Genomic DNA, 15,096 nt, shown 5'->3' on the forward strand with positions numbered 1-15,096 from the left:
CTCCTGTTCCCATTCCGAACACAGAAGATAAGCCTGCCCACGTTGCTTACTGTACTGAGGTACGAGAGTCCTCGGGAAATCTGCGTCGCTGCTGTGCTCACTCTATTACCCTTTTTCTTTAACTGATTTTAATTCAATAGTTTTCACTTTGCTGTTCTGATATGTTTTTATTCATGATTACAATATTGATTTCTGGAATGTCTTTTTGCTCTTGCTATTCTTTGAAAACTGTGTTCTGATCATATTTACAGTATTTACATGATGGTATATGTTCGAATTAATTCTTTATTCTCAATGCTTACCTGCGCGCCAATACAAAGTCCCCTTGAGCGAAGCGAAAGGGACGCGCGCTCCAGAAGCGCTGATCTGGCTTGGCTTCCGCAGGATATATCTACTTTACTGGATATATTTACGAGTTGTAATGTCCTGTGAACAGACACTTTCTGGTACGATCATTCTTGGGGATGAACTGGAATCGATTGAAGGTTATATCTGCGTGGAGGATGGATTCATAACTGAAATTGGTGAAGAGTCCACAACAAGCAAGAATATCATTGCTCCATGCTTTGTTAATTCACACACGCATATCGGAGATTCCATTTGTAAAGACCCTGTACTTGGTACATGTGAGAACTTCAGGGTGAAAAAGGACCTTGATTCGTTGGTACGCCCTCCCGATGGCCTAAAACACAGGATGCTCGAAAAAACGTCCTATTCCGATTTGGTTAATTTCATGAGGTCAAGTATGGAGGATATGTTAGCAACCGGTACCTGTGCTTTTGCAGATTTCAGGGAGGGCGGGGTTCTCGGTATCCTCGCACTAGAGGAGGCTGTTGATGGTATTATTATTGATAGCATAATTCTTGGAAGGCCGAAAGATACAGATTCTTCGATGGAGTCAGTATTGTCAGATATCAACAGGGTCCTTCAGCATGCAGATGGGCTTGGAATGAGTGGGGCAAATGATGTTGATATGGAACTTCTGCGTAGATCCCGGAAGGCATCAAAAAATAAGAGCAAGATGTTTGCAATCCATGCAGGAGAAAAATCAGACAACGATATCGATAAAGCCCTTTCGCTTGATCCGGATATCCTGATCCACATGACACAGGCAAAAATATCCGATCTGATGGCAGTTGCAGATGCCAATATCCCGGTAGTAGTATGTCCTCGTTCCAACTTCATAACCGATGTAGGGATGGCTCCTATATCCGAAATGTTGGAATCGGGAGTTACTGTAGCAGTTGGTACTGACAATGTGATGTTGAATTCAGTTAATATGTTCTCTGAAATGGAGATACTATCCAAGGTTTTTGGTCTTGAGGATAGACAAGTATTTAAGATGTGCACGCTAAATGGGGCATCTATCCTGGGATTTAATAATACAGGTTCCATTAAGGAAGGCAACAAAGCTAATCTTATGATCCTGAATGGCACTTCCAATAACTTGATTGGTGTGAAAGACCCGGTAAGCGGAATCGTCAGAAGGGGCCGACCAGATGATATTTTATCCATAATCCATGCAAACGAATGATGGCGAGGGTAATATGACAAGCGAATTATACAAGAAAATATTGATAGCAACCGATGGTTCTGAAAAGAACAAAAAGGCAATATCTTATGGTATTGAATTTGCAAAATTGAGTGGGGCAAAGTTGTATGTTGTTTATGTAGTGGATACCGCTGCGTTTGCTTCGATTCCAATGGATGCAGGATGGGAAATGATGTATGAACTTCTGGAAACAGAAGGTAAAGATGCAGCAAAAGGTGTTGAAGAACTCGCAGCAAATGCTGGTCTTGATTCTGAATCTACTGTTCTTGAAGGTCATCCCAGCCACGAGATTATTGAATTTGCAAAGAACAATGGCATTGATCTGATAGTAATGGGTACACTCGGGAAGACTGGAATTGACAGGTTCCTGCTTGGAAGTGTGGCCGAAAAGATCACTCGCAACTCAGAAGTTCCCGTACTTATTGTACGCAGTGACAAAAACGAATGAAATCAATATTGAGGTTTAAAAAACATGCCTAAGGACACACTCGTTAGAGACGTAATGGTAAAGGATGTCGCATGTGTAGCTCTTCCCGGTTCAAGGGATGAGGTTCTTTCCATTCTGAAAGACAAGCGGGTTTCAGGACTGCCTGTTATCAAAGACAATAAAGTGGTCGGTATTGTAAGCCGATCCAACTTACTGAAGAATCCCACCGAGGAACAAGTGGCACTGTTGATGGTACGTGACCCGGTAACAATAGATCCTAGTGAGGATGTCACAAATGCAGCACGTCTTCTGCTTAAACATGGCATAAGAAGACTTCCTGTAGTTGATGATGATAAACTCGTGGGTCTCATCTCGGTTGCCGATGTTGTAGGTGGCATGGTTGATCTGGATATTGTTGATCCAATCAGTGAATACCTTAACCATGGTGCTGGTCCTGTCTGGTATCAAACCCCTCTGCCTGTAGTTGCCCGACATATGGAGCTCGCTCACGTAAAGGCAGTTCCGGTGATCGATTCATCTCTTGATCTTGTAGGCATCATCTCGGACAGGGATGTCATAAGTTCAAGTGTTATCGAGGATTCTGTTGAGATGTCTGACATGTCTGCAGGTTCTGATGATGATGAGTGGACCTGGGAAAGCATGAGGGACACAATGAGCATCTATTATAGTGTATCAAGGATCAAGGTACCGGAAGTTCCTGTGGCGGAAGTCATGGTCAAAGATCCTATAACAGCATCAAACAACATGGGTGTAAGTGAATGCGCACTTAAAATGAAGAGGTACAGGATTGACCAGATGCCTGTTGTGGATGCAAACCAGAAATTCATCGGACTTTTGAGAGATCGCTACCTGTTAAAAGCACTTCTTAAGTACTGATTCTGAAAAAACTGACAGAATTATTGATTTCTGTCGGTTTATTTTATTTATTTTCATAGGTTGGTTTCTTATGGGTAGACCATTTACTTTCATCAATTCGGCAATGTCTGCTGATGGCAAGATCTCCACAAAGGAAAGAAAGCAGGTCCGTATCTCCGGTGATGTGGATTTTGATCGAATGGATGATCTTCGTGCAACTTCTGATGCCGTCATGGTTGGCATCGGTACAATTCTTGCAGATGATCCAAGTCTTACAGTTAAGTCTGAAGCACGACGTTCTTCTCGTAAGAGTAAAGGATCTGATGAAAATCCAATCCGCATTGTAATTGATAGTAAAGCCAGAACTCCTCTGGATGCTGATATTTTCATAAAAGGTGAGGGTAAGCGTATCATTGCAGTTTCAGGTTCAGCTCCTGCAGATAAGGTTGAGATGCTTCAGCAGAAAGCATTGGTAATAAGAACAGGTGAAGAGCGGGTGGACCTATGTGCACTGATGGTAGAATTGAATTCCATGGGCATAGAGCGTTTAATGGTCGAGGGTGGTTCAACTCTTAATTGGGCTATGCTTTCAAACGGTCTTGTGGATGAAGTGTATTCATTTGTAGGTAACTTGTTGATAGGCGGTATCAGTGCTCCAACTCTTGTTGATGGTGTGGGGTTTGTTGAAAATGATATCTTACCATTGAAGCTCATGAGTTTGGAAAATATGGATGAAGGTGTCCTGTTGAAATGGGCCGTTATTAATGATGTTTGATTATTAATTAGCTCAGTTTAATTTTGATCAGTTTTGCTCATATTCTCTTCAATTTATTATTGCCAAAACAGGTTTTGCGATTCTATGTCAAAATCGTGCATAACCTTTAAATTGAAATAATACCACTTTCATTCACTTACTGAATAATCTTTGCTTAAATCGGATTATATCATAATTGGAGTGGTGATAACATGAGATCAAAAATCTACCTTCTCGGATTGATCACTGTTGCAGTCTTAATTGCAGGATGTGTTACAGAGGTAACTCCTGTGGATAATGCTGGATCAATGGAATCAGGGGAAAGGGTGGCTATCCTTGTTACTGAGCAACAGCAAATAGATGATGCACTTGAAAAAGGTCCTGTTCTTCTCAAAGCAGGTGCAGACTGGTGTTCTCCGTGCAGGCAACTGGACCCGGTCATCGAAGAACTTGCAAAGGATTACGAAGGCAGGGCAACAGCTATGTATATTGACATCACTCTCTCTCCCGAACTTGCCAGCAAGTTCAATGTGTATTCTATACCTGATACAACTGTGATCGTTGACATTGAAGACGGAAATTACATGTTCATGAGATATGATGGTGTCAAAGAACAGGATCGTAATAAAGCCAGAGTGCTCGGGTATATAGACAAAGAGATTTTCGAGACAATTCTTGATCATGCTATTGAATATAGGGGGACTGTTTCAGAGGATTAACACTCCTTTGAATACATCTTATATTTAAGCATCAGGTGATGGCAGTGGAATTTGGAGGGGTGACACCGGTAGCAGCCTTTGTAGCAGGGATTATCAGTATATTTTCCCCCTGTGTCCTTCCACTCTTGCCTGCAATATTTGCTTATTCAATCTCTAAAGGACCTTTGAGGCCACTTGCAATAGTCCTTGGTCTTACAATATCCTTCACAATTATGGGCGTTATAACGTCTGCATTTGGTTCGCTTTTCCAGCAATATCTTTTGTATCTTAGCTTCTTTGCAGGTCTTATCATCATACTTTTTGGAGTCACATTACTTTTCGATCTCGGGACCTTCAATATATTTGGTGGTTTTTCCGGAATGGATGTGAAAGAAAAGGGTCTGCTTGGTGGCTTACTTTTTGGTATGTCCCTCGGGATCATATGGATTCCTTGTGTGGGTCCGATATTAGCATCCATTCTTACACTGGTGGCTATTGAAGGTGACATTACCTATGGTGCTTTTTTGCTTTTCATATATTCCATGGGGCTTGGAATTCCAATGCTTGTGATCGCATATTCTGCTAATGTTTCTTCTTCAGTTCTTAGCAGTATAGCGAAATATGATCTGTATCTAAAAAAAGGTGCAGGTGTAGTATTGATCCTTGTAGGATTATGGATGCTTTACAGTAATGTCCTGGTAAGGCTATAATGTATCGTATATGTCTGTTAATGATACGATCTCAATAAAAGCAGTTTCTAAGTTAGTAAAGGATAAAAAAAGATTGAAGAAAAGATCGGTGTATAAAGCTATTAACACTCGTCCTTTTCTTTTGCAATGGCAACAAGTTCATTAACACAGGCAACTGCCATTGGTGTCCCACCGCGTGTTCCGACGCAGGTGATAGATGGTACATCCATATTTCTGACCTCTTCCTTAGATTCGGCAGAGTTGACGAAACCAACTGGAGTTCCTACTATAAGCGCTGGCTTAATGCCGTGCTCGATCATTCTGCATACTGCAAGTGCTGCAGATGGTGCATTTCCAATAGCTACAATAGAACCCTCAAGCCTGTCCCTTGCCATAAGGAAACCAGCAGCTGTCCTTGTGATGCCGTATTTTTGAGCAACTTCTGCATCTTTGTCCTCATCGAGTACACAGATAACTTCGCAGTTGTGTCCTTTCTTTGTTATTCCTGCTTTGACCATGTTGATGTCCACAAAGATTGGAGCACCGTTCTTGATAGCATTGACACCTGCTTCAACAGGATCATTCACATAGCGCATAATATCTGCGATTGTTGGATCTCCTGTGGAGATAACGCAACGCTGTGTAATACGATCTTCTTTCGTTTCATCGCCCACAAGTTTACGCGCAATATTGCGGCTTGTCATGTATATCGCTTTTGCTTCGTCGGTCTGGGCGCCTGAGTCGGAGCAGAGCTTAACAAGTTCAGGATCGATATCTGTTGTCATCTCTACCAGTTCTTCCAGTTCAGGAAGGTTCTCTTTTTGATTGGTGGATTCAGTAGTCATATTTTCTCTGATACCCCCTAGGTGTAATTATTCTTTCTCCTGTCTTACTATTCCAAACACGTGATTCGCTGTTAGTGATTAATATCATGGTGCTCATGTCGACCCAATCATTATGATCAAGTACTTCTCCAAGAGTGGTCACTATGTAATCCTGAGTGTCTCCTCGCAGTGCATTCTTGACAAGTCCAACAGGAACTGACGCGTCCTTGTGTCTCCTGATGATCTCAATAGCCTTTGAGAAATTGGAGTGGCGCTGTCTGCTCTTTGGATTGTAGAGGGAGATCACGAAGTCGCCTGCTGCTGCAGCATCAAGGCGTTTCTCGATAACTTCCCATGGTGTTAACAGGTCACTGAGACTTATAACTGCAAAATCATTGACTATTGGTGCTCCGAGTACGCTGGCTCCTGCTGTGATGGCAGTTACTCCGGGAAGCACTTCAATATCGACATCAAGATCTTCATGTTCAGCAACTTCCAGGACAAGGCCGGCCATTCCATAAACATTTGCATCTCCTCCGCTGATCATGGACACAACGTTCTCTTTTGCAAGATGCACTGCCTTTTTGGCACGGTCTACTTCTTTGCCCATGGCGCTGCGCACGATCTCCTGCTTGTCCAGCAGACTATCCATCTGATCGAGATAAGTGCCGTTTCCTACAATATAATCTGAATTCAGTATAACATCTCTGGCACGGACAGTAAGCTGCTCAACAGAGCCGGGTCCGATGCCGATGATGAATAATTTCCCATCTTGGTTTTCATTCTGCGATTGCAATTGTGATCCTTCCATATACTTTCTTTTTCAGTATCAATTTCTTATTATCAGATAAGGCTAATGCTGCCGGTTCGGCAACACCTTTAAGGCCGAAACGGCTGGCCTGTGAATCCGAAGGCACTTCAAATCCGTTGAGAACATCATCCGGTAGGAACTTTATCTCAAATCCAAGTTCCCGGGAAGCTTCAATAAGGCCAGTCTCATTCTCTTTAAGGGTGGATGATGCAAGCATTCGAATGTCTGTTTTATCCCTTCCGACCTCTTCCAATGCAGCTTCAATAGCATTGAGGACTTCCTGGGATGACACTCCTCTGCGGGCACCGATTCCAAAGTACATTATTCGTCCGCCTTTTCTTTTTTCAGGACTGATACATCGTTCTCAACGATGACTATTTTTGGCCCCTTTATTTCCAGCACTTCTACATCCTGATCCAGAAGGGCACAATTCACATCCCTTGTGGATTCTTTATTGACAATATCATAGCCAAGTTTGGCTGCAATACCTTCGACAGAATTGCGGTTGTGCACTTCAGTAGCAGTTGTAATGACCGGAACAACTCCCATCTCCGATATCCTACGGACAAGTTCGTTCGCTCCGTGATGACCTCCGAGCAGTGAGATCGCAAAGTTAAGGTTCGAGTCCACTACAACAACTGCAGGGTCTTCCCATTTATCAACTACCAGAGGTGCGATCTCACGCACGACTATCCCTGTTGCAAAGATTGCAACTAATGCCTGGTAGTCTTTGAAGATTTCCTCAAAGATTCCTTTTTTGTAAATAATAACATCTGCATCGATGTGATCTGCGAGTTTGTTAGCCACATCGAGATTACGTTCAAATGTTATTACAGCGGTTCTTGTGCTACTCCGTATAAGTGTGACCTCCTGTAATCGACAGGGTCTACTACACCGCCGATAAGGATCATTGCGGAACGTATGATACCTTCATCCTTTACCTTCTGTGCAATGTCCGCGACTGTGCCATAAACGATCTTCTGGTCGGGCCAGGATGCGTGGAATACAACAGCCACTGGAGTATCATCTGAATACTCGACCTTTTCCATTATCTCTTCAATTTTCTGTGTGCCAAGGAACACTGCCATTGTAGAGTTGTGTCTTGAAAGCCCCTTAAGATCATCTTCTTCCAGTGTTTTTCCTGCAGGACGTGTAATAATGAGTGTATCGGAAACTCCATTGAGGGTGAGTTGCGTGCCAAGTGCTGCAGCAGTTGCGAAAACAGAAGATACTCCCGGTACACGTTCTACTGTAATATCGTACTTCTTCAGCTCTTCCATCTGCTCAACGACATTACCGTAGAGGGATGGATCACCACTGTGCAGGCGTACGACCTTCTTTCCTTCCTTAATGGCATCTGCCATCTTCTTTGTGATCTCGTCAAGGGTCAGACCATAACTGTCGATCTTCTCTCCCTTGCAGTAGTTGACGACTTCAGGGTTTACAAGTGAACCTGCGTAGACAACAAGATCTGCTTCTTCCAGTTTCTCGCGTCCAAGAAGTGTGATAAGTTTTGGGTTTCCCGGTCCGGCACCCACAAAAGTAATTACATTATCTGTCATTTAAGATGACCTCTTTAGTCCTTTTTCGCATACACGATGCTGAAATAGTTTCCTTTCTCAGGGATCTCTTCTGAATTCTTGATAATAACTTCCCTGTCAGAGAAGAGTCTCTCTGCAAAGACGAATTCGTTATAACCTTCCTTTTTCATGTCTTCAATGATCTGTTTTGGATTGACTGCCTTGAGTCTTATCCTGTGCTTTTTCTCAGATCCATCACTCACTTCAAAGGTGCTGTCAACTTCTGCATCAGCTCTTGAAGCAAAGGATGTTATTGAACTGATACCGGGAATAGTTGCAGTTTCAACGTCCGGGTAATGCTTTTTCATAACACGCTTCAGGTGTGTGAAAGTGGAAAAGAAATTAGGATCTCCGATAAGACCGAAAGCAACAGTTCCGTTCCTTGATTCTTCCGCAATGAGGTCAGCATTCTTCTTCCATACCTCGTTGAGAACATCATAATCCCTCAACATGGGGAAATCCAGTATCTCTGGTGTTACATATGGTTCTACTAGTTTTGCTGCCATATCTCCGGGTACATACACTTTATCACTGTTCTTGAGAATTTCCACAGCTTTTAGTGTAAGAAGTTTCGGGTCACCTGGGCCAAGTCCTACTCCTATCAACATCTTTCTATCTCCATAATTAAATATAAATGTCACTTATAATGTCAGTTCAGTTTTCATTCATTCTGCAGTTTACCTACTACAATATAGACCGGGTTCTCTGGTTTGAACATGGTTTCGCCTGTAAGTTCATAACCTCTGGTAATAGTGACGTGGATAACCTCTGAGAATATTCCCAGTTCTTTCATCTTATTCATCACACTGACCACGGTTTCGATCCTTACCGCGTTAACAACAATATTTCTTGCCTTTTTCTTATAGAGCACATCCAGTACCTTGGATATGTTCTTTGTCCCGCCTACAAATGCACAGTCAATGGTTCCTATCTCAGCGTTCTGATCAATAGATTCGGAAGATTCACCACTAATTAGTGTAACGTCCTCAACGCCGAAGTTCCTGAAGTTCTGTCTTGCAACATCGATAGCTTTTTCTCTCGCATCGATGGCAACGACCTTAAGACCACGTGCTATCTTTGATGCTTCAATAGAAACAGCACCTGTTCCACATCCTACATCATAGAATGTGATCCCATCTTTCAGGTCCATTTTTGATAGTGATATCGCAATGACCTCTGGCTTTGTTGGCCCTCCGCTTATGTGCAATAGATCTGACATTTTTCACCTAACTAAAGTAAATTGGAGTTAATTAGATATAGCATAATAAACCTTGTCACATAAAAGGTTGTTGTGAATGAATACTAAAAAACATTTGTTAATACTGGGTACTGCATCTCATGTTGGCAAGAGTGCAATTGTGACTGGTCTTTGTCGCATACTTTCAGCTAACCATAAGGTTGCTCCCTTCAAAGCACAGAACATGAGTCTTAACTCATGGATCACACAGGACGGGAAAGAGATCGGTATCGCTCAGGCAATACAGGCGATGGCAGCAGGTATTGAGCCAACTGCAGATATGAATCCTGTACTGCTTAAGCCCAAAGGGGATCGTGTCTCACAGGTAATACTCCTGGGAGAACCTTATGCTGACAAAAGTGCAGGCTCATATTATGATTCTATAGAGGACACTCATGAGGTTCTAAGGGGTGCACTTCAACGGCTTGCAGATGAGTATGATCTCATTGTTATGGAAGGTGCCGGCGGTGCTGCTGAGATCAACCTCTATGAGCGCGATATTGTTAATATCGGAACTGCAAGGCTGACCGATGCGCCTATTATTCTGGTAGGGGATATCGAAAGAGGCGGTGTTTTCGCCAGCCTTTATGGTACTATTGAACTCCTGCCTGAGGATGTGCGTAAGAATGTCCGTGGTTTTATCATAAACAAGTTCAGAGGTGATCCTACTATACTCGAGTCAGGTCTTACTGAAATCGAAGAGCGCACGGGTATTCCTGTTCTTGGTGTCCTTCCACATTTCAAGCTGCGCATTCCTTCTGAGGACTCTGTTTCTATTGGTGACAAGTCTTCTGATGATCCCGGAATTCATGATGTTGATATTGCAGTTATACGCCTTCCCAGGATCTCCAACTTCACCGATTTCGAACCTCTGGAACGTATGGCAAGGGTCAGGTATGTAGACCTGTCCGATGATCTTGGGACTCCTGATGCTATCATAATTCCTGGTACAAAGAATACGACCAGTGATCTGCATGCTCTCATGGAAAGTGGGATGGGCGACAAAATAAGGTTCTTTAATGGTAAGATCCCAATACTTGGTATCTGTGGTGGTTACCAGATGCTTGGAAATTCAATTGTTGATTCAGGAATTGAAGGCGGCGAAACTGCTCGCTTTGAGGGTCTTGGGTTGCTGGACATTGAGACCGTGTTCGATGCATATGAGAAACGTACCGTTCAGGTAACGAAAACCGTTAACGAATGTGGCCCTATTTTCGGGAACATAAACGGTGAGGATGTAAACGGATATGAGATCCATATGGGCATGTCAACATCAAAGAAACCGGTTTTCGGAGATGATGGTTGCGCTGATGAAAGTGGTCTTGTGATCGGCACATATATTCATGGATTATTTGAGAACCAGAATATCAGGCATGCTCTTATAAGATATCTGGCTGAAAAGAAAGGTCTGGCCTTTGAATATGAGGATATTCCGGAGAAGGATCCGTATGACGAACTTGCTGATGTTATGCGCGAGCGTCTGGACATGCCTCGTATCTATGAAATGCTTGGATTGGATTCTGAAGGTTTCTGATCAGTATTTTCTACTTTCTTTTTTCTTTTTCTTTCGATTCAGGGTTTAAGCTATAATTCTTCTCCTTTTGTTTTCTGCTGATGTGTCCATATTGTCAGGTTCAGCAGCGGCTGTGCTATATGTGTGGGGCCTGATGCGCGATTTGTCTTCTTCATTTAGTTTTGTCTGTATGTAAATTGAACAAAGTTTATATACAAAGACATTTGTTATACATTATTGTACACAATTATACATTAATGCAAGAAGGTGTCAAGATGAAATATTATCTCCAAAAATTAATTGATGGTTATGATCTGACAATGGCCGAGGCAGAAGCAGCCATGGAGCAGATATTTGAGAGTGCAACAGACACACAGATCGGTGCATTTGTAATGGCCATGAAGATGAAGGGTGAAACCCCGGATGAGATCGCAGGGTTTGCAAAGGCGATGCTAAAAGTGGCCAACATGATATCTCCTGAAGTGCAGGGTACTCTTGTGGATACCTGTGGTACAGGTGGTGATCGTCATAATACTATTAATATTTCAACAACTGCCGCCATTGTTGCATCGGCTGCAGGGGTAAAGGTAGCAAAACATGGTAATTATTCATTCACCTCCCTTTCAGGAAGTGCGGATGTGCTTAAGGAGCTTGGTATAAAGATCGACCTTGAGCCGGAATATGTAAAAAGGTCAATTGAGGACATTGGCATTGGTTTCATGCTAGCCCCGAAGTTCCATCCTGCAATGAAAAGGATGGTAGGTCCCAGAAAAGAGCTTGGGATAAGAACAATGTTCAATATCCTCGGTCCGCTGACAAATCCTACTGGTGCAAAGTCACAGGTTATAGGTGTTTTTGACAGGAACCTGTGCAAGCTTATGGCAGAAGTTCTCTGTAAACTTGGCAAAGAACATGTATTGGTGTTCCATGGTGATGGGATGGATGAGATCAGCACTCTTTCTGAAACATATGTTGCTGAACTCAAAGATGGTGTTGTGACCACATATACAATAAGTCCTGAGGACCTGGGTATCCCAAGAGCTAAAGCTACAGATATCGTAGGTGGTACTCCGGAAGAGAATGCCGGTGATATTCTTTATATCTTCAATGGCGAAAAAGGTCCTAAAAGGGATATTGTTGTTGTCAATGCAGCAGCAGCGATCTATGTTTCAGGAATGGCAAATTCCATAAAGGAAGCTATTCCAATTGCAGAAGAGGCAATTGATAGCAAGAAAGCATTATACAAACTTAAGGAGTTCATAGAATTCACATCAGGTAAAAAGGTGGAAAATGCATCACTCAACGCGTGTCAAAGTATGCGGCATGAAGTCTGTTGAAGACATAGATATTGCAGTAAGCTCAGGTGCAGATGCCGTTGGTTTCATAACCGATGTTCCTGTAGAAACGCCAAGGAAGATCGATCTCAAAAAGGCAGCAGAACTTGTTTCTCATGTGCCTTTTTTTGTGGATTCTGTATTGGTTATCATGCCAGAGTCTGCCAGTGATGCAATTGACATGATTAATTGCATAGGGCCTGATGTGGTGCAGATACACACTCCTCTTGATATTGATGACATGAGGTATGTTCGTGATAATACAGATGTAAAGGTAGTCCGTACATTTCATGTTCCTTCCGGGGATAATATACTGGTGAATGAACTTGTTGATGAGGTCAATTCACTTTCATCTGAAGATATTATCGATGGGATCCTGCTGGATTCTTATGTTTCCGGTAAGGTCGGTGGTACAGGCCAGGTTCATGATCTTTCCATAAGCATGGAGGTCGTAAAACTGGTGGACGTACCTGTGATCCTTGCAGGTGGTTTGAATGCTGACAATGTTGCAGATTGCGTAAAGCGGGTCTCTCCTTTTGCTGTGGATACAGCTTCGGGTATTGAAACTGATGGGAAGAAGGATGCTGAAAAGATAAGGCGTTTTGTAAAAGAAGTTAGGTGTGCCAGATGATATCGTTCGATCTTACAAAAGACGAATTCACAGAACTCGTGAATACTTCGGAAAAACCTGCACTTGTGCAGCTTATGGCTAAAGTTAGGTCGGATTGTTCCCCATTGCAGCTATATACCACGTTTCAGGATGAAAATTACTCTTACATGCTGGAATCAGTGGAAAAGGAAAAAAGGCATGCAAGGTTTTCGTTCGTCGGTGCTTATCCTGACGTTGTGGTTAAGATAAGTGGACGCAGGCTTACTCTTGAGTATAAGCTGAGCTCTGTACTGATCGATACAATACGTTCAAAGCTGGCTTTTGAATGTGAGAACATTGTGGATGATGGTTCTATCCTGATGGCTGACATAATGGATGGGTCTGATGTGGTGGATGCAATGCGTGCAGTGTTCCCTACAGCCGATGGAACTGTTCTTCTGAATGAAAAAAGGTTTGACAGGCAGACCTTCCTTGGAGGTGCCATCGGGTACAATGGTTATGATATGGTGTATGACTGCTGGTTAGACATTGAAAGGGCACACCAGTCAGATGTACCTGATATGCAGTTCATTCTCACAACAAAGACATTCGTTTTTGATCACCTGACAGATGAAACCTACATGGTGCTTACTCCGTTTGCAGGTGTGGGTAGTGATCCCGGAAATTTGTACGATAATGCGTTGAATGAAGCGGAAAAAATGTGCAGATGTCTCCGTGTTGCAGCTGATGTCAGGCTGGGGGAACTTCCTCAGTTGTCTGGCTCATCAGAAGCGGTCTGCAATATGGAAAAGGATGCTTTTGAAGATGCGGTCAGAGCAGCCAAGCAGCATATCCTGGATGGGGATATCTTCCAGGTTGTGTTGTCCAGACGTTATTCAATGGAAATAGAGCAAACTCCTCTGGAGTTATATCGTACCCTCAGGGATATCAATCCCAGTCCGTATATGTACCTGTTCAGTTTCCGCGACCTGAACATTGTGGGTGCAAGCCCGGAGACTCTTATGACCGTCCATAAGCGCAAGGTCATAACAAACCCAATTGCAGGCACATGTCCCCGAGGGAAAGATGAAGCTGAGGATGATGAATTTGCTGCTGCGATGATGTCCGATAAGAAAGAGCGTGCTGAGCATGTTATGCTTGTGGACCTTGGTAGGAACGATGTACGCATGGTCTCAAAGTCCGGTTCGGTGAAGGTCAGTGATTTCATGAATGTTGTGAAATATTCTCACGTGCAGCACATAGAGAGTACCGTTTGCGGAGAACTTCGACCCGAGTGTGACCAGTTCGATGCCACACGTGCCATCTTCCCGGCAGGAACTCTCTCAGGTGCTCCAAAAATAAGGGCTATGGAGATCATTGATAAGTTCGAGCCATCGGCAAGAGGGATCTACGGTGGAGGAGTTGGATATTATTCCTGGAACGGCGATGTGGATACTGCCATTGTCATAAGAACTGTGATCATAAAAGACGGGGTTGCGAATGTACAGGCAGGGGCCGGTATCGTTGCAGATTCCGATTCGACGTATGAATATGAGGAAACAGAACGCAAGATGGCTGCTATGATAGCTGCTATGGGAGGGAAACGATGAAGGTACTTTTCGTTAACAACAGGGATTCCTTTGTCTGGAATCTTGTGGACTATGTTTCCATGTTCGAATCAGATACTGTGGTTGTTCCTAACACAATATCTGTGGATGAGGTCCGAAAAATATCTCCTGATGCAATAGTCATATCTCCAGGTCCGGGAAACCCTGGAAACAGTCGTGATGTCGGAAGTTGCATTGAGATCATCCATGAATTTGGTGATACAATCCCGATACTTGGGGTTTGTTTCGGACATCAGGCTATAAACACTGCTTTTGGCGGATCGGTAGGTCATTCGAAGGGTGGTTCGGTTCATGGCAAGGCTTCAATGGTAATACATGACACTTCATCTCTGTTCGATGGGGTCCCTACTTCATTCTATGCAGGCAGGTATCACTCCCTTTCAGTTGAAAGGCTGGCAGAAGATCTGGAAATAACCGCACAGGATGAGAATGGTCTTATCATGGGGATAAAGCATAAGGAATATCCGATCTATGGTGTCCAGTTCCATCCGGAGTCAGTCCTGACACCTGAAGGTTTGAAGCTCATTGAAAATTTCCTGAAAATGGCAGGTATGGGGACGAAGGATTAATGTCCATTGGCAGCA

18 protein-coding genes and 1 rRNA gene are annotated in these 15,096 nt (G+C 43.2%); 12 read left to right on the forward strand and 7 right to left on the reverse strand.

The annotated features are described in order from the left end of the window. From rrf to E7X56_RS07810, 7 genes are all read left to right on the forward strand, one after another. A 5S ribosomal RNA gene (rrf, locus tag E7X56_RS07780) occupies nucleotides 1-97 on the forward strand; the annotation flags it as partial. Between the two features lie 324 nt (nucleotides 98-421). Next, the gene (locus E7X56_RS07785; protein WP_135606380.1) at nucleotides 422-1,534 is read left to right on the forward strand and encodes an amidohydrolase family protein; all 1,113 of its coding nucleotides are present in this window, start codon (nucleotides 422-424) and stop codon (nucleotides 1,532-1,534) included. Nucleotides 1,535-1,547: 13 nt separating this feature from the next. Next, entirely contained in the window at nucleotides 1,548-2,000 is a 453-nt protein-coding gene (locus E7X56_RS07790; protein WP_135606242.1) for a universal stress protein, read from the forward strand. A gap of 24 nt (nucleotides 2,001-2,024) precedes the next feature. Further along, nucleotides 2,025-2,876: a CBS domain-containing protein gene (locus E7X56_RS07795; RefSeq protein ID WP_135606243.1), complete on the forward strand. Its 852-nt coding sequence runs from the start codon at nucleotides 2,025-2,027 to the stop codon at nucleotides 2,874-2,876. 70 nt (nucleotides 2,877-2,946) lie between these two features. Then, on the forward strand, nucleotides 2,947-3,630 hold the full coding sequence (locus E7X56_RS07800) for a 2,5-diamino-6-(ribosylamino)-4(3H)-pyrimidinone 5'-phosphate reductase (protein WP_135606244.1): 684 nt from the start codon (nucleotides 2,947-2,949) through the stop codon (nucleotides 3,628-3,630). 191 nt (nucleotides 3,631-3,821) lie between these two features. After that, entirely contained in the window at nucleotides 3,822-4,328 is a 507-nt protein-coding gene (locus tag E7X56_RS07805) for a co-chaperone YbbN (RefSeq protein ID WP_135606245.1), read from the forward strand. A gap of 44 nt (nucleotides 4,329-4,372) precedes the next feature. After that, the gene (locus tag E7X56_RS07810; protein ID WP_135606381.1) at nucleotides 4,373-5,017 is read left to right on the forward strand and encodes a cytochrome c biogenesis CcdA family protein; all 645 of its coding nucleotides are present in this window, start codon (nucleotides 4,373-4,375) and stop codon (nucleotides 5,015-5,017) included. A 101-nt stretch (nucleotides 5,018-5,118) separates the two neighbouring features. On the opposite strand, the gene E7X56_RS07815 is transcribed toward E7X56_RS07810, so the two are convergent. The 7 genes from E7X56_RS07815 to cbiT are packed head-to-tail and all read right to left on the reverse strand — an operon-like array spanning nucleotide 5,119 to nucleotide 9,430. Continuing rightward, nucleotides 5,119-5,841: a precorrin-8X methylmutase gene (locus E7X56_RS07815; protein WP_135606246.1), complete on the reverse strand. Its 723-nt coding sequence runs from the start codon at nucleotides 5,839-5,841 to the stop codon at nucleotides 5,119-5,121. Further along, nucleotides 5,831-6,631: a precorrin-3B C(17)-methyltransferase gene (gene cobJ / locus E7X56_RS07820; RefSeq protein ID WP_135606247.1), complete on the reverse strand. Its 801-nt coding sequence runs from the start codon at nucleotides 6,629-6,631 to the stop codon at nucleotides 5,831-5,833. Before cobJ ends, E7X56_RS07815 begins: the two co-directional genes overlap by 11 nt. After that, complete coding sequence (locus E7X56_RS07825; RefSeq protein ID WP_135606248.1) at nucleotides 6,600-6,953, reverse strand: cobalamin biosynthesis protein; 354 nt, start codon at nucleotides 6,951-6,953, stop codon at nucleotides 6,600-6,602. Before E7X56_RS07825 ends, cobJ begins: the two co-directional genes overlap by 32 nt. Then, nucleotides 6,953-7,438 (reverse strand): cobalamin biosynthesis protein CbiG, encoded by a 486-nt coding sequence (locus E7X56_RS07830; RefSeq protein ID WP_244603458.1) that lies wholly within the window; start codon nucleotides 7,436-7,438, stop codon nucleotides 6,953-6,955. The genes E7X56_RS07825 and E7X56_RS07830 overlap by 1 nt, the downstream gene beginning before the upstream one ends. A gap of 23 nt (nucleotides 7,439-7,461) precedes the next feature. After that, nucleotides 7,462-8,193 carry a precorrin-4 C(11)-methyltransferase gene (gene cobM, locus E7X56_RS07835; protein WP_135606250.1) on the reverse strand — a complete coding sequence of 244 codons (732 nt, stop codon included), beginning with the start codon at nucleotides 8,191-8,193 and terminating at the stop codon, nucleotides 7,462-7,464. 14 nt (nucleotides 8,194-8,207) lie between these two features. After that, on the reverse strand, nucleotides 8,208-8,819 hold the full coding sequence (locus E7X56_RS07840) for a cobalt-factor II C(20)-methyltransferase (RefSeq protein WP_135606251.1): 612 nt from the start codon (nucleotides 8,817-8,819) through the stop codon (nucleotides 8,208-8,210). Between the two features lie 53 nt (nucleotides 8,820-8,872). After that, nucleotides 8,873-9,430, reverse strand: coding sequence for a precorrin-6Y C5,15-methyltransferase (decarboxylating) subunit CbiT (cbiT, locus tag E7X56_RS07845; RefSeq protein ID WP_135606252.1), 558 nt, complete (start codon nucleotides 9,428-9,430; stop codon nucleotides 8,873-8,875). Between the two features lie 76 nt (nucleotides 9,431-9,506). Between cbiT and E7X56_RS07850 the strand changes: the two genes are divergently transcribed. From E7X56_RS07850 to E7X56_RS07870, 5 genes are all read left to right on the forward strand, one after another. Continuing rightward, the gene (locus E7X56_RS07850) at nucleotides 9,507-10,982 is read left to right on the forward strand and encodes a cobyric acid synthase (protein ID WP_135606253.1); all 1,476 of its coding nucleotides are present in this window, start codon (nucleotides 9,507-9,509) and stop codon (nucleotides 10,980-10,982) included. Nucleotides 10,983-11,236: 254 nt separating this feature from the next. Beyond that, nucleotides 11,237-12,298 (forward strand): anthranilate phosphoribosyltransferase, encoded by a 1,062-nt coding sequence (trpD, locus tag E7X56_RS07855; RefSeq protein WP_135606382.1) that lies wholly within the window; start codon nucleotides 11,237-11,239, stop codon nucleotides 12,296-12,298. Continuing rightward, the gene (locus E7X56_RS07860) at nucleotides 12,285-12,926 is read left to right on the forward strand and encodes a phosphoribosylanthranilate isomerase (RefSeq protein ID WP_244603459.1); all 642 of its coding nucleotides are present in this window, start codon (nucleotides 12,285-12,287) and stop codon (nucleotides 12,924-12,926) included. The genes trpD and E7X56_RS07860 overlap by 14 nt, the downstream gene beginning before the upstream one ends. Beyond that, nucleotides 12,923-14,494: an anthranilate synthase component I gene (trpE, locus tag E7X56_RS07865; RefSeq protein ID WP_135606255.1), complete on the forward strand. Its 1,572-nt coding sequence runs from the start codon at nucleotides 12,923-12,925 to the stop codon at nucleotides 14,492-14,494. The genes E7X56_RS07860 and trpE overlap by 4 nt, the downstream gene beginning before the upstream one ends. Next, on the forward strand, nucleotides 14,491-15,081 hold the full coding sequence (locus E7X56_RS07870) for an aminodeoxychorismate/anthranilate synthase component II (RefSeq protein WP_135606256.1): 591 nt from the start codon (nucleotides 14,491-14,493) through the stop codon (nucleotides 15,079-15,081). Before trpE ends, E7X56_RS07870 begins: the two co-directional genes overlap by 4 nt. The last annotated feature ends 15 nt before the right edge of the window (nucleotides 15,082-15,096 follow it).

Source organism: Methanococcoides sp. NM1, from assembly GCF_900774285.1.
In the GTDB taxonomy this organism is placed as follows: Archaea; Halobacteriota; Methanosarcinia; order Methanosarcinales; family Methanosarcinaceae; genus Methanococcoides; species Methanococcoides vulcani.